Annotated in this window: 18 protein-coding genes; 11 read left to right on the top strand and 7 right to left on the bottom strand. The window is 63.4% G+C overall.

Annotated elements, in window-relative coordinates; all coding sequences use genetic code 11:
* Nucleotides 1-20: 20 nt before the first annotated feature.
* On the bottom strand, nt 21-728 hold the full coding sequence (locus AC07OO_RS12810; RefSeq protein WP_495082494.1) for a TonB family protein: 708 nt from the start codon (nt 726-728) through the stop codon (nt 21-23).
* 37 nt (nt 729-765) lie between these two features.
* Nucleotides 766-1,473 carry a TonB family protein gene (locus AC07OO_RS12805; protein ID WP_495082493.1) on the bottom strand — a complete coding sequence of 236 codons (708 nt, stop codon included), beginning with the start codon at nt 1,471-1,473 and terminating at the stop codon, nt 766-768.
* 179 nt (nt 1,474-1,652) lie between these two features.
* On the opposite strand from AC07OO_RS12805, the gene AC07OO_RS12800 reads away from it, so the two are divergent.
* A complete protein-coding gene (locus AC07OO_RS12800; protein ID WP_495082492.1) occupies nt 1,653-2,078 on the top strand; it encodes a rhodanese-like domain-containing protein in 426 nt (141 codons plus the stop codon).
* On the opposite strand, the gene AC07OO_RS12795 is transcribed toward AC07OO_RS12800, so the two are convergent.
* Entirely contained in the window at nt 2,075-2,701 is a 627-nt protein-coding gene (locus AC07OO_RS12795; RefSeq protein WP_495082491.1) for a TetR family transcriptional regulator, read from the bottom strand. The two genes, AC07OO_RS12800 and AC07OO_RS12795, sit on opposite strands and share 4 nt — an antisense overlap.
* Nucleotides 2,702-2,901: 200 nt before the next feature.
* Between AC07OO_RS12795 and AC07OO_RS12790 the strand changes: the two genes are divergently transcribed.
* Nucleotides 2,902-4,599, top strand: coding sequence for an acyl-CoA dehydrogenase family protein (locus AC07OO_RS12790; RefSeq protein WP_495082490.1), 1,698 nt, complete (start codon nt 2,902-2,904; stop codon nt 4,597-4,599).
* Nucleotides 4,600-4,663: 64 nt separating this feature from the next.
* Here AC07OO_RS12790 and AC07OO_RS12785 read toward each other — a convergent pair whose 3' ends face one another.
* Nucleotides 4,664-5,815 carry a PEPxxWA-CTERM sorting domain-containing protein gene (locus tag AC07OO_RS12785; protein ID WP_495082489.1) on the bottom strand — a complete coding sequence of 384 codons (1,152 nt, stop codon included), beginning with the start codon at nt 5,813-5,815 and terminating at the stop codon, nt 4,664-4,666.
* Between the two features lie 287 nt (nt 5,816-6,102).
* On the opposite strand from AC07OO_RS12785, the gene AC07OO_RS12780 reads away from it, so the two are divergent.
* The 4 genes from AC07OO_RS12780 to AC07OO_RS12765 all read left to right on the top strand — a co-directional run bounded on the left by AC07OO_RS12780 (nt 6,103) and on the right by AC07OO_RS12765 (nt 10,363).
* Nucleotides 6,103-6,690, top strand: coding sequence for a LysE family translocator (locus AC07OO_RS12780; protein WP_495082488.1), 588 nt, complete (start codon nt 6,103-6,105; stop codon nt 6,688-6,690).
* 9 nt (nt 6,691-6,699) lie between these two features.
* Nucleotides 6,700-8,163, top strand: coding sequence for an aminotransferase-like domain-containing protein (locus AC07OO_RS12775; RefSeq protein WP_495082487.1), 1,464 nt, complete (start codon nt 6,700-6,702; stop codon nt 8,161-8,163).
* Nucleotides 8,164-8,369: 206 nt separating this feature from the next.
* Entirely contained in the window at nt 8,370-9,203 is an 834-nt protein-coding gene (locus tag AC07OO_RS12770; RefSeq protein WP_495082486.1) for an AraC family transcriptional regulator, read from the top strand.
* Nucleotides 9,204-9,391: 188 nt separating this feature from the next.
* Nucleotides 9,392-10,363: a DMT family transporter gene (locus AC07OO_RS12765; RefSeq protein WP_495082485.1), complete on the top strand. Its 972-nt coding sequence runs from the start codon at nt 9,392-9,394 to the stop codon at nt 10,361-10,363.
* A gap of 87 nt (nt 10,364-10,450) precedes the next feature.
* Here the strand turns inward: AC07OO_RS12765 and AC07OO_RS12760 are convergent, their stop codons facing one another.
* Both AC07OO_RS12760 and AC07OO_RS12755 read right to left on the bottom strand, forming a co-directional pair.
* On the bottom strand, nt 10,451-11,119 hold the full coding sequence (locus AC07OO_RS12760) for a glutathione S-transferase family protein (protein ID WP_495082484.1): 669 nt from the start codon (nt 11,117-11,119) through the stop codon (nt 10,451-10,453).
* A gap of 9 nt (nt 11,120-11,128) precedes the next feature.
* On the bottom strand, nt 11,129-12,769 hold the full coding sequence (locus AC07OO_RS12755; protein ID WP_495082483.1) for an AMP-binding protein: 1,641 nt from the start codon (nt 12,767-12,769) through the stop codon (nt 11,129-11,131).
* 276 nt (nt 12,770-13,045) lie between these two features.
* On the opposite strand from AC07OO_RS12755, the gene AC07OO_RS12750 reads away from it, so the two are divergent.
* Complete coding sequence (locus AC07OO_RS12750) at nt 13,046-13,525, top strand: rod shape-determining protein (protein WP_495082482.1); 480 nt, start codon at nt 13,046-13,048, stop codon at nt 13,523-13,525.
* Nucleotides 13,526-13,554: 29 nt separating this feature from the next.
* On the opposite strand, the gene AC07OO_RS12745 is transcribed toward AC07OO_RS12750, so the two are convergent.
* Nucleotides 13,555-14,676 carry an AraC family transcriptional regulator gene (locus tag AC07OO_RS12745; protein ID WP_495082481.1) on the bottom strand — a complete coding sequence of 374 codons (1,122 nt, stop codon included), beginning with the start codon at nt 14,674-14,676 and terminating at the stop codon, nt 13,555-13,557.
* 120 nt (nt 14,677-14,796) lie between these two features.
* Between AC07OO_RS12745 and AC07OO_RS12740 the strand changes: the two genes are divergently transcribed.
* The 4 genes from AC07OO_RS12740 (at nt 14,797) to AC07OO_RS12725 (ending at nt 21,164) form a co-directional block, all read left to right on the top strand.
* Nucleotides 14,797-16,419: a carboxyl transferase domain-containing protein gene (locus tag AC07OO_RS12740; protein ID WP_495082480.1), complete on the top strand. Its 1,623-nt coding sequence runs from the start codon at nt 14,797-14,799 to the stop codon at nt 16,417-16,419.
* Between the two features lie 14 nt (nt 16,420-16,433).
* Entirely contained in the window at nt 16,434-18,473 is a 2,040-nt protein-coding gene (locus AC07OO_RS12735; protein ID WP_495082479.1) for an acetyl/propionyl/methylcrotonyl-CoA carboxylase subunit alpha, read from the top strand.
* Between the two features lie 70 nt (nt 18,474-18,543).
* On the top strand, nt 18,544-19,464 hold the full coding sequence (locus AC07OO_RS12730) for a 2-hydroxyacid dehydrogenase (protein ID WP_495082478.1): 921 nt from the start codon (nt 18,544-18,546) through the stop codon (nt 19,462-19,464).
* Nucleotides 19,465-19,559: 95 nt separating this feature from the next.
* Nucleotides 19,560-21,164, top strand: coding sequence for a methyl-accepting chemotaxis protein (locus AC07OO_RS12725; RefSeq protein ID WP_495082477.1), 1,605 nt, complete (start codon nt 19,560-19,562; stop codon nt 21,162-21,164).
* Nucleotides 21,165-21,205: the final 41 nt, after the last annotated feature.

The following is a 21,205-nucleotide window of genomic DNA, read 5'->3' as shown; positions in this document are numbered from 1 at the left end:
CGGAGCGTGGGGGCAACACCTTACTCTTGCCGGAACTCGAATTCGATTTGCGTCGTGCGGTCGGCCAGCAGGGGCTCGAACCGCCATTGGGCAATGGCCTGCATCGCAGACCGGTTCAGTCGGCGGTCACTGCCGGCAAGCACGGTTGGGGTCGCCACGGTTCCGTCCCGCTGCACGGTGAAGCCCAACTGCACCTTGGCGTTAAAGACCTCATCGCGCATTTCCCGCGGAATAGTCGGCTCCACGACAAAGACGGGGCGCAAGGGCTTGGCGGTCTCCGCTGCAATCTCAGGCTCTGGCGTTGCGGGCGCCGCCACGGCGACAACTGGCGGTGCTGGCTGCTGCTGTTGTTGTGTGTCTGTGCCGGGCAGGGCAGCCGCAGGTGCCGCGTCGGCCATGGCGGGCGCTGGGCTTGATTCCGCAGGCGGCTTGTTGGCGTCGGGCTTCTTGACGACCAGCGGCGGTGGCTGTTCGGCCTTGGGGCGCGCCTTGGCCGGGTCGACCTTTTTGGGCTGCTCGGCAAAGTACTTGATCCACTTGTAGACGTTGTCCGACTGCTGTTGCGAACGCTCCTGAGCCTTGTCGGTGCTGGCCGCGGTTTGCGCCAACGCGGGCCATGCAGCGAGGGCGATGCAGCCAGCGATGCTCCAAGCCAACGCTGCGGTGGCCAGATGGCGCGGCGAGTTGCCACCGGAATGGAGGGGAGCGGAAGTGGAAGTCGGCAACATGTCCTGGTGCGGGAAGATCAGCAAACAATACGGGGGGCTATTGTGCGTTGAATGCGATTTCCACCTGCACGGTGCGCGGAATGCGCACGGGCTCAAACACCCACTTGGCAACGGCATCGGTTGCCGGCTTGCCCAGCTTGCGGTTGGTGTAACTGACTACGGTGGGTTCGGCCACGGTGCCGTCGGTCTGCACCGTAAAGCTGACGACCACTTTGCCATGCGAAATCACGGTGCGCAGGTCCCGTGGGAATTCAGGTTGGGCTTGGGAAATGATTTTCAGATCGGCATCCAACTCCTCGCTGGTTTCGGCAACCGGTGCGGGCGCCGGCGCGGCGGCGGTGACAGCGGCCACAGGGGCACTGGCCACGGGGGTCACATTGTTGTTACCGGCAGGTGCTGGCTGGGGTGCTGCTGCCTCTGCAGGCGCAGTGGCTGCTGGTGTGCTAGCCTGTTGCGGGCGCTCGGTGGTGCCAGCTGGGGCTGTCGTTGTGGCCTGGGCGTCGGGTTTGCGTACCGGGGCAGCGGCTGGCGCTGCGGGCTTGGGCTTGGGTGCATCCGCCGTGGGTTTGCGCTGGGCATCGCCCTGGATCTTGATCCAGCGGAACACGCTGTAGGCAGGGTCTTCGGTGCGGTTGTTGGTCGTGCTGTTCGCAGGTGCCGCTGGTGTTTGCGCCCATAGGGGCGTGGCGACGAACGCCGTGCAGACCAAGGCCGCACACATGCCCAGGCGCATTACCGCGGGCATATCTGCCGCGGGCGCACCCGTCTGGGGGGTTACAAAGAAAACGGGTGGAGGGAACAACGCATGTCCTGTTCTGGAAAAATAACTCTGGCGCAGGGTGCAAAAAAATGCGCCCGGTTAGTATCACGGCAAAGCCAAGCGGCAACAATGGGGCTAACCCCGAGCAGAGGAGAGCAATAAATATGCCCATTACGACATCGTCACGCCAACTGGTGGACCAGGCCATGGCGCATATCCGCACGTATACGGTGGCCGACGTCTTGCCCCGGCTGAACGACCCCAAGACCCAGTTGGTCGATATCCGCGATATTCGCGAACTGGCCGACGGCACGGTGGTCGGGGCCTTCCATGCTCCGCGCGGCATGCTGGAGTTTTGGGTGGACCCGGCCTCGCCCTATTTCAAGCCCATCCTGGGCGACGAGAGCAAGGAATACATCCTGTTTTGCGGTGCCGGGTGGCGCAGTGCGCTGACGACCAAGACCTTGCAGGACATGGGCATGACCAATGTGGCGCACATCGAGGGCGGTTATACCGAGTGGGTCAAGCAGGGCGGTCCCACCGAGACACTGGAGGCCCAAAAGGCCCGAAGGGCCGCTTCGAAAACCTAAGCCTTCGCTCCAGAGGCCGATACGGCCCGCAGGCAAAAGGCCTGGATGGCGGAAATCAATTCTTCGGCCGGTAAGTCCGGCTTGTCTGACGCCGTCCACGACAGCGGCCCCACCATGGATTCGGCAATCACCCCCACCAGCGCAGCCGCGCTGACGGTGGGCAATTGGGGTGCAAATGCGCCGTTGGCAACACCTTCTGCTACTAAATCCACAAACACAGTGGCATAGGCCTGGCGGTAGCGCAGACGCTGGGCATCCACCAACGCGTCCACGGGTTCGGCGATCAGTGCAAAGGCCAGCCGTGGGTTGCGCAGGGCGCGCAGTGCAAAGGCTTGCACCGTGTGCAGCAGGCGCTCGCTCGGCGTGCCGGGGCCTGAAGCCATGGCGCGCACCATGGCCACTTCTTTTTCGGTGGCGATACCAAAGACCTCGGCGCACAAATGCGCCTTGGACTCGAAGTGCTTGTAGACAGCCCCGGTGGCGATGCCAGCCCTGGCCGCTACAGCCACCACCGTCAATGCGGCAAAGCCGCCCTCGCTGACCAGGGCTAATGCGGCGTCCAGCAGCCTTTGTCGGATTTCGGCTTTGCGTGCCTCGGTTTTTTCAGTGGGCCGGTAAGCCATGGGTGGGGGAGCCTGCAGGATTGGTGAACAGGTGCCACTGTAGCGCAACCGTGGTGGCAGGCCCCGGTCTGTGCACCAGCGGATTGACGTTGGCCTGGCGTTGTGGTGTACTTTTGGGAATATGTGAATTTGAATTCACAGGTTTCATTAACCATAGTCCACAGTTGCCCGGCCCGCTGTGGCACAGGGAGAATCCAAGCATGCAGCCAACCACGACCGAAGCCACCGCCGCTGCCATTGCCTACGGGCATTTGGCCGAAACCCATGTTGTCACCAACCAGCCGCCGCCCCTTTGCGACTACAACGCCTACCAGCAGGACATCGCCCTGCGCGAGGCCGTGGCGCGCGAAGGCGCAGGCTGGGCCGAGCCGGAGCTGCAGGCTTTTGGCGCGCTGACCGGTAGCCGCGAGCTGATTGAGCTGGGCTTTCAGGCCAACGAAAACAAGCCGGTGCTCTATACGCACGACAACTATGGCCACCGTGTCGACGAGGTGCGCTTCCACCCGGCCTACCACCGGCTGATGCAGATATCCATGGAGCACGGCCTGCACGCCGCGCACTGGCGCATGCCCCAAAGCGGCGCCCATGTGGCCCGCGCTGCCATGTGCTACCTGCAAAACCAGGTCGAAGCGGCGCATGGCTGCCCGGTGACGATGACGTCGGCCGTCGTGCCCGCGTTGCAAGAGCAGCCCGACCTGGCGGCCCAATGGCTGCCCAAGATCACGGCCCTGCAATACGACCACCGCAACATCCCCATGGAGCAGAAGTCCGCCATCACCGTGGGCATGGCCATGACCGAAAAACAGGGCGGCTCGGACGTGCGTGCCAACACGCTGCGCGCCCACGCTTTGGGCGCCAGCGGACCGGGCCAGACCTATGCACTGGTCGGCCACAAGTATTTCGTGTCGGCGCCCATGAGCGACGCCTTCCTAGTGCTGGCCCAGGCGCCCGATGGCCTGTCCTGCTTCTGGCTACCGCGTTGGCAGGCCGACGGCCGCAAGAACCCCATGCAGATCCAGCGCCTGAAGAACAAGATGGGCAATGTGGCCAATGCATCCTGCGAGACCGAGCTGCGCGGCGCCTATGCGCAGATGGTGGGCGGCGAGGGTCGCGGCATCGTCACCATTTTGAAGATGGTCACGATGACACGCTTTGACTGCATGGTAGGGTCCAGCGCCGGCATGCGCCAGGCCGTGGCCCAGGCTTTGCACCATTGCAGCCATCGCTCAGCCTTTGGCAAGCGTCTGGCCGAGCAGCCGCTGATGCAAAACGTGCTGGCCGATCTGGTGGTGGAAAATGAAGCCGCACTGGCCATGACCATGCGCATCGCCAAGGCGCTGGACGCAGGCGAGACCAGCGAGCACGAAAAAATGCTGGTACGCGTAGGCACCGCGGTCGGCAAATACTGGATCTGCAAACGCACACCAGCCCACGCTTACGAAGCCATGGAATGCATAGGCGGCAGCGGCGTCATGGAAGACTGCATCATGCCCCGCCTGTTCCGCGAATCCCCGGTCAACTCCATCTGGGAAGGCAGCGGCAATGTGCAGTGCCTGGACATGCTGCGCGCCATGGGCCGCAACCCCGGCTCGGTCGACGCCTACATGGACGAAGTGCAACTCGCCGCCGGCACCGACCGCCGCCTGGACCAGTACGTGGCCCGCCTGGGCAGCGAATTGCTGGACCCTTCCGCCATCGAGTACCGCGCACGCAGCGTCGTCGAAAAAATGGCACTGGCCTTGCAGGGCTCGCTACTGGTGCGCTTTGGCAACCACGCCGTGGCCGATGCCTTCTGCGCCTCGCGCCTGGGTGAGCACAGCAGCGGACTCACCTTTGGCGCGATGCCCCGAGGGCTGGATTGCGCGGCGATTATTGAGCGGGCTACGCCGCGCTTGTAGGCTCGGCTCCGGTGCTTTAGTTACAAAGAACAGAGAGACAAGCTCCTGTAGTTCTCGGTCTAGGCTAAATCCGTTGGTTATTGCTGCGTTGCTTAGCCCTGCGGCGGCGTGCTATCTCACCCATTAGCCCCAGGCCAACCAGCATCATCGCGTATGTTGCCGGCTCCGGAACCGCTGCAGTAGGGGATAACAGAAAACCGTGTGTTACTCCAGTATGCATGTTCTTTGCATCGCCTACGATCAAGCCAGAGTCATTGATATCCCTGGCACTGACAAGGACCCAACCTGCTTCGACGTCACTGAGAGACAAAAAGCTGTTGAGGTCAGTTGCCGTGTGGCCATTCCACAATGTGGCGCGCATTCCTCCACCGTAGCCGAAGGTGGCGGCGTCGCCAACCACTTGTCCCGCATTGTTGATAGCGTAGGCTGTGCTGTAGCCACCACCCAGCGTACCAAGGTCTATTGCCGTTCCAGCACTCCAAAGCGTAGCGTGAAAACCCAGATCGCCGAATATTTGAGAGTCTCCCACCACCTGCCCAATGTCATTGATGGAGTGGGCGGAACTATTGCTTCCACCCACCGTACCCAAATCAATAGCGGTACCTTCGCTCCAAAGCGTAGCGCGTCCTCTGACATTGCCAGCGGTAGTGGCGAATCCTGCAATTTGCCCCTTGTCGTTAATGTCATACGCTTGGCTATATGCACCACCCAGTGTGCCAAGATCGGTAGCGGTGTTGCCGCTCCAAAGCGCAGCGTGCCAGAGATGATCCGTGGTGGCGGAATAGCCGACGACTTGCCCCGCACTATTGATACTTGAGGCGTAGCTGCTGGGTCCATACATCTCAGTGGAAGTGCTTAGCGTGCCAAGGTCGGTTCGACCGTTGGCGTTCCATACGGTGGCATGCCACTGACTAGGTGGGGTGAACAAGGACGTCCCCGCCACTTGGCCAGCATTGTTGATACTCGTGGCATTGCTGTTTGCTAAAAAAGGTGCTCCCAGGTCGATGGCAGTTCTATTGCTCCATACGGTCGCATGGTCGGTCTGGCCTGCAATGCTGGAATATCCGGCAACTTGGCCAACACTGTTGATTCCACGCGCAAAACTACTTCTCCCGCCAGGCGCAGCTAGGTCCGTGAAGGTATAAGAGGTTGCTTGTGCTTGGCTAACGCATACGAGCAAAATTGCAGATGCAAATATGTTCAGTTTCGACTTCATCTTTGTGTATTTGGAGTTGTGAACGCAATCGCATGAACCCATCCCTATGCAAATTGCGCGGATTGATTCTATGGGCATTGATCAGTTGAACTTGCCAATTAGTGGCGCATGTTGTGTCGTGGTCACGCTCCTCAATGTAGGCGCGAGCAGAATTGCCATCCGCGTTCGATAAGCAACTGTACATGTCACCCCACTGATACAACGCATTCCATCCACCCCCATCTGTGCCTTGGCGGCAAGCGCTTCGCCTCCTACAGTCAAGCCATTGACCAAGGAGCCTGTGCCAAATGTGGACCGATTTACTGCCGTTGATGACCTACTGCTTTGTGATGTCCAGCACACCGGGGCCGAACAATGTGATGCTCGCCACCTCGGGCGCCATGTTTGGCTACCGTCGCGCGCTGCCGCAAATCTTTGGCACCAACAGCGGTGTGGCGGTGCAGACCTTCATCACCTGCCTGGGGCTGGGCAGCCTGTTCGTGGCCTTCCCGGTTCTGCACCAGATTCTGCGGGTGACCGGGGCGCTGTACCTGGTCTTCCTGGCCTGGAAGTTGAGCGCCAGTTCCCTGGGCGAGGCGCGCGAGACCAAGCCGCTGAGCTTTACCCAGGCCGCACTATTCCAGGCCGTCAATCCCAAGAGCTGGGTGAAGGCGATCACGCTGGCCTCCGTCTTCATGCCCGTGGGTCTGAGCGCTCCAGTGGGGGCGCTGCTGGTGGCCGTGGTAGGGCTGGTCATCGGCTTCCCCAGCGCGTCCATGTGGGCCCTGTTTGGCGTGGCCATTCGTCGCCTGCTGACGGACCCCTTCAAACGGCGCATTTTCAACCTGACCATGGGGGCCATGTTGGTGGTGCTGGCGGTCAGCTTTCTGCTGTAACCTTGGCGTGTGTTTTCCCTTGACCGCAACGCCCCAACCGCACTGGCCGACCAGATTGAGCTGCGCCTGCGCGAGCTGATCGCGGCCGGCCAACTGCCCTGCGCTGCGCGGCTGCCGTCGATACGCCAATTGGCTGCGCAGTTGGCAGTCAGCCCCAACACCGTGGTCACCGCCTATGACCGCTTGATGGCCTTGGGCTTGATTGAATCACGCGGCACCGCCGGCTACTTTGTTTGCGAGACACGCCGCAGTGCGTTGCCCGATGCCGCGGCATTGGAGGCCGGTGAGGAACAAGAGGGCGTGTGGCTGGCCCAGCAAGCCAACGACCAGCGGGCCGGCGTGCTCTTGGCCAGCAGCGGTGCGCTGCCGCCTGCGTGGCTGGAGGACGCTGTGCCCGCAGCCGCCGTGCAGCGCGGCCTGGCCCGCGCCACCGCCGGCATGGCCTCGCGCTGCCCGCCGCAAGGCCTGCCCGAGCTGCGCGAACGCATTGCCATGGTTATCCGCGGCGTGGGCATTGCCGTGGATGCCGGGCGCATCCTCACCACCTACGGCGGCACGCACGCCATCGACCTGATCTGCCGCGCCTTCTTGCAACCCGGCGACACGGTGCTGGTGGAAGACCCTGGCTACTTCTTGATGTTCGACCGGCTGCGCAAGGACGGTGTGCGCATCGTCTCCATTGCGCGCCGCCCCGATGGCTTGGACCTGGAGCAATTGGAGGCCGCCTGCAGCGAGCACCGGCCACGCCTGCTCTTCATCCAGACCGTGCTGCACAACCCCACGGGCTGGAGCAGCTCGGCCGCCAACCTGCACAAGGTGCTGGTGCTGGCGCAGCAGTATGGTTTCTTGATCGCCGAAGACGATGTACATGGTCACTTCCACCCCGGCCACGCCATGCGGCTGGCCAGCCTGGCGGGATTGGACCGCGTCATCTACTACTCGAGCTTCTGCAAGGCACTCAGCCCGGCACTGCGCGTGGGCTATATGGCGGCCGACCACTCGCTGCTGAAGGCGCTGATGCGTGAAAAAATTTATTCGGTACTGACAACACCGGCGCTGAACGAAAACGTGATGTTGGAAATCTTGGCCGCCGGTCGCTGGCGCAAGCACCTGGACCGCCTGAACGCCAAGCTGCTGGCTGCCCGCCATGCCAGCGCGCGCCAGTTGACCGATGCCGGCCTGGTGCTGGACCATCCTGGCGAAGGCGGCCTGTTCCTGTGGGCATCTGTGCCGGACCATGTGGACCTGAACCTGCTGGTGCAAGACGCCTACCGTAACAAGATACTGCTGGTGCGCGGCGCCACCTTTAGCGCCGACAACCCCAACGATGCGCACATTCGCTTCAATGTCGCCTTCAGCCAGCAAACGCGGCTGGCCGACTACCTGCGTGAACGCCTGCAATCCCTGGCGGGTGTGCGGGCCACGCTGGCGCGGGTTGGCACGGTGGGCCCGGGCGCGGTGCCCCGCGCCTGACGCGCCGGAGTGTTGGCAGGCCCCGAAAAGGCGTGTATATACCTAAATTGGGGTTGTTTGGTATGCCGATGACGGCGTTACACATAAAAATGGCCGCTAGCCCTCGTTGGATATACCTATTTCGCTATCAAATGTGAAGCATTGCTTGATTCGACTGGGGCAGAGCGCACGCCACACCCCGCGTTTGGTTAATATCCAGACACACCATGCAAGCCGTTCCCGAACACTTCGAATTCCCCAGCGACCGCGCCGAGTTTCGCGTGGCGGCGGGTGGGCGCGCGGGGGTCGAGCTGTACCGGGCGCACATCGTGCGCCATGCTTTCGAGCCACACACCCACGACGCCTATGGCTTTGGTGTCATCGAGCAGGGCGTGGAGCGCTTCCGCTACAAAGGCAGCGACCACCTGGCTCCGCCCGATTCCATCGTGCTGATGCACCCCGACGTGCTGCACACCGGGCGCGCCGAGACGGCCGGCGGTTGGCGCTACCGCATGATCTACATCGAGCCCACGGTGCTGGCCGACATCGCTGGCGAGCCGGGCTGGTGGTTTGACGAGGCCGTCGTCGAACGTGACCGGCCCCGCGCCCAGCATCTGGCGCGCCTGCTGGAGGCGCTGTGGCAGACCCCCGATGACCCGCTGGCCTTCGACAGCCTGCTGGCCCAATTGGTCGCCGGCGTGCGCCCGCTGGCCCGCCAGCAGCCCGGCGCACCGCAGCGGCCGGTGCGACGCTTTACCGAGGTGCTGGACTACATGCAGGCCCATCTGGGTGACCGCATCGTGCTGGAGGACCTGGCTGCCGTGGCGGGCTTGAGCTCCTTCCATTTCTTGCGCCAATTCCAGGTGCAATACCACGTGACACCGCACCAGATGCTGATGGCGCGGCGCCTGTATGCGGCCAAGCAGTGGCTGGCCCAGGGCATGGCGCCCGCGCAGGTGGCGGCCATGGCGGGGCTGACGGACCAGGCCCACCTGACACGCGCCTTTGGCCGCCGTTATGGCGTATCTCCCGCGCGCTACCAGCGCCAAGTTGCTCCGTAGTCTGGGCGGCGGAGCGTTCTGCTCCGTGTCCTCCGCCCGCTGCGCGGGCTCCCCCTTTACCTGCGCAGAACGCCCCGCCGCCCAGACTACTCCTTTGCTCTTGCAGCAATCTCGTACAAGACGCGCCCATCCTTTTGGCGCGACACTGCCAGCCTTACATAGAAATGTAGAAAGAGGGGCGGTTGTTCATGTTGGCAGGTGTTGCGTTTGCGCTGGCGGCGGGGGTGATGTGGGGTTTGGTGTTTGTCGGGCCTCTGATCGTGCCGGAATACCCGGCCGCGCTGCAGGTCTGCGGCCGCTACCTGGCTTTTGGCTTGATCGCACTCCCGTTGGCGTGGCTGGACCGTGCGGAATTGCGGCGCATGACCCGCTCCGATTGGCTGGAGGCGCTCAAGCTCGCCGCCATCGGCAATGTGCTGTACTACCTGTGCCTGGCCAGCGCCATCCAGCGCGCCGGCGGTCCGTTGCCCACCATGCTGATCGGCACCTTGCCGGTGGTGATTGCCATCTGCGCCAACCTACGCAACCACCAGCGCGACGGCCGTCTGCCCTGGGCGCGCCTGGCGCCTTGCCTGGCCGTGATGCTGGCGGGCATTGCCTGCGTGAACCAGGTCGAGCTGGCGGCCTTGGCCGCCGAGCCCGCCGCCGACTACGCACGTTATGCCAGCGGCGCCCTGTTGGGAGTTGGTGCGGTTGCCTGCTGGACCTGGTACCCGCTGCGCAATGCCGACTGGCTGCGCGACCATCCCGGGCGCAAGCCCCGCGCCTGGGCCACGGCGCAGGGCTTGGCCACACTGCCTTTGGCGCTGGTGGGGTACGTGGCTTTCTGGGGCTGGTCCGCAGCAACACAGGACAGCTTCCCCATGCCTTTCGGTCCCCGGCCTTGGGTCTTTGTGGGCTTGATGCTGGCGATTGGCCTGTTTGCCTCGTGGCTGGGCACGCGCTGCTGGAACGAGGCCAGCCAGCGCCTGCCCACGGCGCTGGTGGGCCAGTTGATCGTGTTTGAAACGCTGTCGGCGCTGACCTATGCCTACCTGCTGCGCGGCCAGTGGCCCCAGCCGCTGACCATTGCGGGCATCGTGCTGCTGCTGGTGGGTGTGCTATGGGCGGTGCGCATCAAGCCCGAGCGAACGCAGTTGGTGGAGAGCACCGCTTCCTGACGTGGTATTTGGAAATTTAACCGCTAGCCACCGTCAATATTACGTAATGCGCTATTAAATACAGAGCATTCGCGCGCTACGTCCGGTTCAGGGCCGGATGTCAGGCGCGGGTGTCGTGGGCACACCCTGGTCCAGCGCGGCTTGGTGCTGCACCGCCAGTGCCCGCTGGAACGCAGGCCGGGCCTGCAGGCGCGCCCAGTAGGCCGCCACCGCGGGGGTGAACTGGGCGCTCAGGCCCAGGTGGTTGGCCAGCATCAGTGCATAGGCGACTGCGATATCGGCAGCGGTGAAACGCCCTGCGCAGAGGTGGTCTTGCTGTTGCACGACTGCGTCGACGGCGCGCAGCCGGGCCAAGAACCAGCGACTGTAGTCTTCGGCCACCTGGGGCTGCTTGCGTTCGGCGGGTTCGAAGTGGGTGTAGCGCAGTACCAGGGTTTGCGGGAAGGTCAGCGTGGCGTCGCTCATGTGCAGCCAGTTCAGGTAGGTGCCGTAGGCGGGTTCGTCCATCGCCACATTCAGATTTCCGGGGCTGTGCCGCGTGGCCAGGTATTCGCAGATGGCGGCGGACTCGGTCATGCGGGTCTCGCCCTCCACCAACAGCGGCACCGTGCCCAGCGGGTTTTCTTGCAGGTAGGCCTTCGCCAGCGCACGGGGCGGGAAGGGCAGCATTTTCAGCTCGTAAGGCAGCCCCAGTTCCTCCAATAGCCACAGGGGGCGAAAGGAGCGGGCGCTGACGCAGTGGTAGAGGGTGATCATGGGAATAGCCTAATTGCGTTTCTTGAGGGCGCGCAGGTCGTGCATACCGGGCAGCGTGCGCGGGTCCTGGCCTTCGGGGAAGATGCGGTGCTTCTGGATTTTCTGCGTGCCAGTGGTCGGGATTTCGGCAGCGAACCACAGCCAGCCGGGCGCCTTGTAGTAGGCCAGGTTGGCATGGCAGAAGTCGAACAGGGTGTGGGCGGTGTCCACCGTCTCGTTGCCTTGACGGTCCTTCAGTACGATGCAGGCCAGCACCTCTTCCTCGCGCACGTCATCGGGCAAAGCCATGACCGCCACATTGGCGACCAGCGGGTGTGTCAGTAGCAGGGCCTCCACCTCGGCGGCGGCAATGTTCTCGCCAGAGCGGCGGATGATGTTCTTGCGCCGGTCCATGAAGTGCAGCATGCCGTCAGCTGAACGGGTCACGATGTCCCCGGTATGGAACCAGCCGCCGCGCCACGCATCCTCGGTGGCGGCGGGGTTGTCCAGATAGCCGCTGAAGAAGTGCCGGCGCGGAGTGGCTTCGGAGTGGCGGATGACCAACTCGCCCGGCGTGCCGTCTGCCACCACTTGGCCAGTCTCGTCCATCACGCAGGCATCCAGCCCGGGCCGTGCGCGGCCAAATGCGCGGGTGCCCACCTGGCGCGGCGCATGGTTGTCGCACAGCGGGCGAACCATCTCGGTCATGCCCCACAGTTCCAGCAGCGGGAAGCCATAGCGTTCTTCAAACACCGCGTGCAGTTGCGGCTCCACCCCCGCGCCGTAGCCAAAGCGCACGCAGTGGGCGCGTTCCAGCGGGCTCACCGGTTGCGACAACAGCATCGGCACGACCACGCCCAGGTAGTGCACGATGGTGGCGCGGCTGTCCACCACCTCCGTCCACCAGCGGCTGGGCTGGAAACGGTCGGTCTGCACCTGGCAGCCGCCGCTGAGCAACATGCAATAGAACGACAGGATGGACGCGTTGACATGGAACAGCGGCAGCGGGTTATACAGCCGCTCCTGCCCTTCGCGCACCGTGCCCAGGCCGCCCTGGTGGGCGTACCAGTGGCCGGCGGCCAGCTCGTAGGTGTGGGACAGCACGCAGCCCTTGGGTTGGCCGGTGGTTCCGGAGGTGTAGAGGATGCTGGCAGGGGTGTCGCCGGTGGGTGTGCCCGCCTGGGCGGGCGTGGCGGGTGCGGTCAGCGGCGTGTTGGCGAAATCTTCCAGCAATGCAACCGAAACTTGGTGCTGCGTCAAAGCCAGCGCAGCTTGCACCGCATCGTTGCGGCTTGCCAATGCCACGATCAGATCCACCTTGGCATGGTCCACCACATAGGCCAGTTCACGCGGCCGGTAATCCGGGTTGATGGGCACGCAGCACACGCCTATTGCATTGAGCGCCAGCTTGTGCAACATGTGCTCGGGGCGGCTCTCCAGGAATAGGCCCACGCGGTTGCCTAGCCCGTAGCCTGCGGCACGGTATTGCGCTATGAGTTCGCGGACGGTGTCGGCCGCTTCGGCGTAGCTGATCTCGCGGCCCGCAGGGTCGTAGCGCCGTGCCGGGTTGGCGGGCACGGCCAACAGGCTATTGGATGCATAGCGTTCCGCAGCTTGGAAGAACGCTACGCCTATCGTCGTGGAGTCGTCAATGGCAATCATCATCGTCATGGTTTTTGCAGTCTACAAACAGCAGGGATGCCGCGTGTGCCATGAAGGGGACAAATCATGCCAAGGAGGAGTTGTTGGTGTGGCGCGGTGGTGATGGCAGGCAAGCTCCTGTTTTGCGAGAGGACGGCCGTGATTGGACATCTTTCAGCCATCGGTACAGAAGCTAAAGTAGCGGCTTCTTGATCATCCTTCACGCGGGGCGGTGGTCCAGTTGCAGGGCGCAGCCGACAGCGGCTGTTGCGTGTCAATCCGCATTAACCGTAGGTGCCACTTCAGATGCTGCGCTCGTTCATCCCCATCGTGTACATCCGCATTTCAGCCGAGCGTCTGACCGTGACCAATGCACGGAGCGGCGAGTCTGTGTCAGAGGTGCCTGAGCTTGCCATAGCCAAGAATCCGGAGAGGGTTCTGGCCGCTGGCTCAGCCGCCCGCTCAGCCGCAGCGAATGCGCAAGCCGTTGTCGTCAACCCGTTCGCCCATCCCAGGTCGCTGGTTTCTGACTTCACGTCGGCGCAGCAATTGCTGAAGCTGTTCGTACGGCGGCTCTTTGGCAAGCCTTGGTTTTTGCCGAGCCCGCGAATCGTCATCCATCCCTTGGGTGATCCTGAAGGGGGCTTTACGCAGGTCGAACGCCGCGCATTTCGGGAAATGGCGCTTGGAGCTGGTGGTGCCAACGTCGTGGTGTGGATGGGGAGAGAGCTGACCAATGAAGAAGTCGTAGACGGCGCTTTTCCTGCAGGCGGTGTCGCAGAATAAGCTTGCACGTCGCCTAGGGATGCGTGGCTTCACTCCGTCGGCACTGCCTGTCTGCGAAACTCCGCCGGCGATAGCCCAGTCCAGCCTTTAAACGCCCGGATAAAACTCTTCTCATTGCGAAAGCCCGCCGCCTCGGCCACCTGCTTGATCGGTCGCTCGGTGCGGTGCAATAGTTCGATGGCTCGACCTTGGCGTACCTCGTCTTTCAGACCTTGTAGCGTCGCACCCTCGTCCTTCAGCTGGCGGTGCAGCGTGCGGGGCGACACGTTCAGCAGAGTCGCCAATGCCTCCGCACTATGGGTTTGCTGCGCATGGCTGGCCAGCGTCTGGCGCACGCGCTGCACTAGCAGGCGGTCGCGGCGGTATTGCAGCACGGTCAGCGGTAGGGCGTGTTGCAGCATTTGTTGCAGCGCCTTTTCGTCGCGGCGCAGCGGCAGCTTCAGATATTGGGCGTCAAACCGAATGCTGGCCGGGCCGCTGTCGAAGCTGGTAGGGCCGGAGAACAAGACGGCGTAGGCGCTTGCGTGTGCAGGTGCTCCAAATGGAAATTGCGCCCCCAGCAATGCAATGCGCGAATCCACTAACCAGCAGGCCAGACCGTGGATGTTGCGAAGCACGGAAACCAGGCAGAACTCGCGCATAGGTGCAGGAAGGCTGTGTGGCTGGGGATTCTGCGTAGGTAAAGGAGGAGCCCGCAAAGCGGGCGGGGGACACGGAGCAGAGTCCCCAGCCACACGGTCTTCCCGTGTCCCAAAGTGCTCCGCAATTCGGACAGTCGCCACGTCGCCCGCAATCTCAAGCGACAGCGCAATGTCCGGAGCAATCAACCCGTGGTGTCGGCACCAACGGGAAATCGCCACCCCCAAGGTCGGCGCGCTGATGGAAGCCCGCGCCAGCATGCCGTAGCTACCCCAGGGCAGGCGCCGGCTGAACCAGCCCAAGGCCTCGTCGTCCAGCTCCTGCATCGCGGCTCCCGATAGCGTTTCCATCTGCCAAGCGGTGATGCGCGCATCGGGCTTGTTGATTTGTTCTGGCGCAATCTGTGCCTGGCGCAGGGCCTGGGCCGGTTCCTTGCCATAGCGTCGGTAGGCGGCCACAATGGCGCGCACAAAGGCCATGGGCGTAGCGGCAATGGGAGATGATGCAACCATGCCCTAAGTGTGCCGCAGTTTTTAAGCGGTGGCGCGATTTGCAACCTTTATGACCTGCGCGACCTGCCCCACCCGGCTGAAAATGCAAGCTGAATCCTGAAACCTTCTACTGGAACTCCCATGCCCATTCTGGAGACCCAACTCAACGCCCGCTCGGCCGACTTCGTCGCCAACGCCAACGCCATGCGCGCGCTGGTGGCTGATCTGAACGCGCAGACCGACAAGGCCGCCATGGGCGGTGGCGACGCCGCCCGCGCCAAGCACACGGCCCGCGGCAAGCTGCTGCCGCGTGACCGCGTGCACAACCTGTTGGACCCGGGCACGCCGTTCCTGGAGCTGTCGCCGCTGGCCGCCATGGGCATGTACCCGGACCGCGACGGCAGCGACAGCGCGCCCTGCGCCGGTGTGATTGCCGGTATCGGCCGCGTGTCGGGTGTGGACTGCATGATTGTGTGCAACGACGCCACGGTCAAGGGCGGCACTTACTACCCCGTCACCGTCAAAAAGCATTTGCGCGCGCAAGAGATCGCCCAGCAAAACCGCCTGCCCTGCATCTATCTGGTGGACTCTGGCGGCGCCAACCTGCCCAACCAGGACGAAGTCTTCCCCGACCGCGACCACTTTGGCCGCATCTTCTTCAACCAGGCCAACATGAGCGCCGAGGGCATTGCCCAGATCGCCGTCGTCATGGGTTCGTGCACGGCTGGTGGCGCCTATGTGCCGGCCATGAGCGACGAGACCATCATCGTCAAGAACCAGGGCACGATCTTTCTGGGCGGCCCGCCATTGGTGAAGGCGGCCACGGGTGAGGTAGTGACGGCGGAAGACCTGGGCGGTGGTGATGTGCACACGCGGCTCAGTGGCGTGGCCGACCATCTGGCGCAGAACGATTTGCATGCCCTGTCCATCGCCCGCACCGCGGTGGCCAACCTCAACCAGAAGAAGGCGCTAGCCCCCGCACTCAAAGCGCCTGTTGCTCCTAAATTCGCAGCAGAAGAGTTGTACGGTGTGATCCCCACCGACACCCGCAAGCCCTTTGACGTGCGCGAGATCATCGCCCGCATCGTCGACGGCTCGGAGTTCCACGAGTTCAAGCCCCGCTTTGGCACCACGCTGGTCACTGGCTTTGCGCACATCGAAGGCATGCCGGTGGGCATCATCGCCAACAACGGCATTCTGTTCAGCGAATCGGCGCTCAAGGGCGCGCACTTCATCGAGCTGTGCTGCCAGCGCAAGATCCCGCTGGTGTTCCTGCAGAACATCACTGGCTTCATGGTCGGCCGCAAATACGAGAACGAAGGCATCGCCCGCAACGGCGCCAAGATGGTCACGGCCGTGGCCACGGCCAATGTGCCTAAGTTCACCATCATCATCGGCGGCAGTTTTGGCGCCGGCAATTACGGCATGTGCGGCCGGGCCTACTCGCCCCGCTTCCTGTGGATGTGGCCCAACGCGCGCATCAGCGTCATGGGCGGCGAGCAGGCCGCCAGCGTGCTGGCCACCGTCAAACGCGACGGTATAGAAGGCAAGGGTGGGGCATGGAGTGTGGAGGAGGAGGAAGCCTTCAAGACCCCGATCCGCCGCCAGTACGAAGAGCAAGGCCACCCGTACTACGCAACTGCTAGGTTGTGGGACGACGGCATCATTGACCCGGCGGACACGCGCCGCGTGCTGGCCCTAGGCTTGAGCGCCACGCTGAACGCGCCGATCCCGGATGTGAAGTTTGGCGTGTTCCGGATGTAATGAGGATACCGACTATGTTTACCAAAATACTCATTGCAAACCGCGGCGAGATCGCCTGCCGCGTAGCCGCCACCGCACGCCGCCTGGCCATCAAAACAGTCGCGGTCTATTCCGACGCGGACGCAGGCGCCAAGCACGTGGCCGCCTGCGACGAGGCCATCCACATCGGTGGCAGCGCACCCAAGGACAGCTACCTGCGCTGGGAGCGCATCATCGAAGCCGCCAAGGCCACGGGAGCACAAGCCATCCACCCGGGTTATGGCTTTCTGAGTGAGAACGAAGACTTTGCCCAAGCCTGCGCCGCTGCTGGGTTGGTCTTCATCGGACCACCCGCATCCGCCATCAAGGACATGGGGCTCAAGGCCGAATCCAAACAGCTGATGGAAAAGGCTGGCGTGCCGCTGGTGCCCGGTTACCACGGTGCCGACCAGGACCCGGCGCTGCTGCAGCGCGAGGCGGACCGCATTGGCTACCCCGTGTTGATCAAGGCCAGCGCCGGCGGCGGTGGCAAGGGCATGCGCGCGGTAGACAAGGCCGAGGACTTTGCGGCAGCCTTGGCATCGTGCAAGCGCGAGGCCATCAACAGCTTTGGTGATGACGCGGTGCTGGTCGAGAAATACGTGCAGCGCCCGCGCCATATCGAGATCCAGGTGTTTGGCGACACGCACGGCAATTACGTGTACCTGTTCGAGCGCGATTGCTCGGTACAGCGCCGCCACCAGAAGGTCTTGGAAGAGGCCCCCGCACCCGGCATGACACCCGAACTGCGCGCCCGCATGGGCCAGGCAGCGGTGGAGGCAGCGCGTGCGGTGAAGTATGTGGGTGCGGGTACCGTGGAGTTCATCGTCGAGCAGCCCGGCGGCTACGAACACCCCGAGCAGATGAAGTTCTATTTCATGGAAATGAACACGCGCTTGCAGGTGGAGCACCCCGTCACCGAAGCCATCACCGGGCAAGACCTGGTGGAGTGGCAATTGCGTGTGGCATCTGGCGAGAAGCTGCCCTTGGCGCAGGACGAACTGAAGATCCACGGCCACGCCATCGAGGCCCGCATCTGCGCCGAAAACCCCGACAACAATTTCCTGCCCGCCACCGGCACCTTGCATGTCTATGGCCTGCCAGCCTGCACGACCTTTGAACGTGCCGACAACGCGGTGCGCGTGGACTCGGGCGTGCGCCAGGGCGACAGCATCAGCCCCTTCTACGACTCCATGGTGGCCAAGCTCATCGTGCATGGCGCAACGCGCGAGCAGGCGCTGGCGCGCTTGGACACGGCGCTGGCGCAGACCCATATCGTTGGCCTGACAACCAATGTGCAGTTCCTGCGCCATGTCACCACCAGCGCGTCCTTTGCGCAAGCCCAACTCGACACTGCCTTGATTCCGCGCGAATCGGCTGTGCTGTTCAAGCAGGAGAAGGTGGGCCTGCACATGGCCACCGCGGCCATGGTGGCGCAGACGCTGGTCAGCGAGCTGGCCCTGGCGACGAAGGCGGATGCCAGTGGCTGGATAGACCCTTGGGCACAGCGCGATGGCTGGCGCTCGCACGGTGCGTCCAACCGCGACTTCATGCTGGAGTTCCATGGCGAACCCCATACCGCGCGGTTCACCCGCTTGCACGATGGCGGTCTGCAGTTGTCTGTGGATGGCAACACCGCGGCCCTGCACTACACGCCACTGGCCGGCGGCGCGCTGGATGTGCGCTATGGCGACCTGCGTTCCACTGTGCACCTTTACAAAAATGGCGAGGTAGCCCACGTATTCACTGCACGTGGCGCTACACAAATCGTAGCAATCGATGCGTTGGCCCACTCCGGCGATGCCCATGCCGAAGCCGGCCGACTGACCGCGCCCATGCCCGGCAAGGTGGTGTCCTTCGCCGTCAAGGCCGGTGATGTGGTGAAGAAGGGGCAGGCCCTGGCTGTTATGGAAGCGATGAAGATGGAGCACACCATTGCCGCGCCGACCGATGGCACGGTGGCCGAGCTATTGTTCGCACCAGGTGACCAGGTGACCGAAGGTGCAGAGTTGCTGAAGCTGACCGCTGCGGCCTGACATGCGGATGCAGCTGCCTATCGCCACCGTCTACTAGACTGCGATCCTGTCTTCACCGGGATCACCAGCCATGCGCATCACCTTCTGCTGCACTGACACCGCGTCCGAGCCCTGGCTGCAAGGCCTGCGCGCGGCGCTGCCCGATGCCGATATCGCGTTGTGGTCGGCGGGCGCGCCGGCCGCGGACTACGGCGTAGTCTGGGCGCCGCCGCAACAGTTCTTTGACGAGCAGTCGCAACTGAAAGCTGTGTTCAATATTGGCGCCGGGGTCGATGCGCTGCTCAAACTTCGGTTGCCTGCCCACGCGCAGATCGTGCGGTTGGACGACGCCGGCATGTCGGTGCAAATGGCCGAGTATGTGTGCCACGCGGTCATCCGCCACTTCCGCGAGTTCGATGCGTATGAGGCCGATACCCGCCAGGGCAAATGGTCTTACCGCAAGCCACAGGCCCGGGCCGATTTTCCGGTCGGTGTCATGGGGCTGGGTGTGCTGGGTGCGCGTGTGGCCCGGGCATTGGGCAGCTTCGAATTCCCGGTCCATGGCTGGAGCCGGTCTCCAAAAACAGTGGAGGGCGTGCATTGCTTCTCGGGCACGCAGGGCTTCCAAGACTTTCTGGCCGCCAGCCGCGTGCTGGTCTGCCTGCTGCCCCTGACGCCGGACACACAGGGCATCATGAACCGCGGCACCTTGTCGCAACTGCAGGCCGGGGCCTATGTCATCAATGTCGCGCGTGGCGCCCATCTGGTGGAAGAGGACTTGCTGGCGCTGCTGGACAGCGGCCACATTGCCGGCGCCACGCTGGACGTGTTCCGCACCGAGCCCTTGCCTGCAGAGCATGCATTCTGGAAGCATCCGCGCATCACCGTCACGCCGCACACATCGGCCCGCACGTTACGCAGTGAGAGCATTGCGCAGATCGTTGGCAAGATGATGGCCTTGCAACGGGGCGAGCCTGTTGCCGGTATCGTGGACCGCGGCCAGGGCTATTGACGCCGTTGAAATAGGGTGACAGCGCCCCCGAATGGCAGTACCCTTCGCAGCACAAGAACCTCGCCCACGAGGGCCAATACCTGTTGGGATGCACCATGAATTTTCGTAATTTGCGCATTGGCCCCCGTCTGGGGATCGGGTTCGGAATCGTGTTGGCGATCCTGGTGGCCATGGTTTTGATTGGCAATTCGCTGAACGCATCCAACAAGGCCCAACTGGTGGCAGGCCTGTCCAACAGCGCCGACAAATCCGCGTTGGCCGGCACGATGAAAGGCAGCCTGCTGGAGATTGCCGTCGCCATGCGCAACATCGGGCTGACGGCCGATGTGCCCCTGATGCAAAAGGAAGAGGCCAAGGTCAAGGAACAACGCGCAAGCTATGTCGCGGCCCGTGACAAGCTCACGGCCCTGGGCTTGAACGATGCCGAGAAAAAGGTGCTCGACGAAATCACCAGGATAGACAAGACCACCGAGGGCCTGTTCAAAGAGGCCGTCGGCCAGGCGCTGGCCTTCAATACCGAGGGCTCGGCCAAGATCATCGTGAGCCAGATAGACCCGTTGTCGCAGCAACTGCTGGTGGAGATCAACAAACTGGTCGGCATCCAGGTGGCGGCGGGCAAAGAGGTGATGGACCGCTCCATTGCGGCCGACCGCTCGCTGACGCTGGTACTGCTGGCCTGCGGCCTGGTGGGGGTGGTGTTGGGTGCCGCCTGCGCCTGGCTGACCACACGTAGCATTACCGAGCCGCTCAAGGGCGCGGTGCGTGTAGCGCAGACGGTGGCGTCCGGTGAGCTGACCTCACGCGTGGAACTGAGCGGGCGCGATGAGGTCAGCGAATTGCTGGCAGCCCTCAAGGAGATGAACGACAGCCTGGCCAAGACCGTAGGCGAGGTGCGCCAGGGTACCGAGACCATCACCTCGGCTTCACAAGAAATTGCAGCCGGCAACCACGACCTGTCGGCCCGTACCGAGAACCAGGCCAGTTCGCTGGAAGAGACCGCCGCCGCGATGGAAGAGCTGACCGGCACCGTCAAACAAAACGCCGACAGCGCCCGCCAGGCCAACCAGTTGGTGGAGTCCGCATCCGCGGTGGCCGCGCAGGGCGGCCAGATCGTCACCCGCGTGGTCAGCACCATGGGCTCCATCAAGGCCAGCTCCAGCAAGATTGTGGACATCATTGGCGTCATCGACGGCATCGCGTTCCAGACCAATATCCTGGCGCTGAACGCGGCGGTGGAAGCCGCGCGGGCCGGTGAGCAGGGCCGCGGCTTTGCCGTGGTGGCCGCCGAGGTGCGCAGCCTGGCACAACGCAGCGCCAGTGCCGCCAAAGAGATCAAGTCGCTGATTGGTGACTCGGTGGACAAGGTCGATGCGGGCAGCAAGCTGGTGGACGAGGCCGGCCAGACCATGGGCGCCATCGTCACATCGGTTAAGCGCGTGGCCGACATCATGGGCGAGATCACCGTGGCCAGCCAGGAGCAAAGCGTGGGCATCGAAGAGGTCAACAAGGCCATCAGCCAGATGGATGAGATGACGCAGCAAAACGCGGCCCTGGTGGAGCAGGCGGCGGCCGCCGCATCCAGCATGCAGGAGCAAGCGCAAATGCTGCAGCGCGCGGTCAGCATCTTCAAGCTGGCCGAAGGTGAGGGCTTGGCCTTTGGCTCGGGCCGCAGTACTGCAGCGATTGGGTTCCAGCGCTAAAGGGTCCCAACTCCCACGCTTGCCACTGCGCGCGTATTGCC

The organism is Rhodoferax sp. GW821-FHT07G04 (assembly GCF_059418585.1).
Note: the sequence above shows the minus strand (reverse complement) of the source record. Positions and strands in the feature narration are given on the sequence as shown.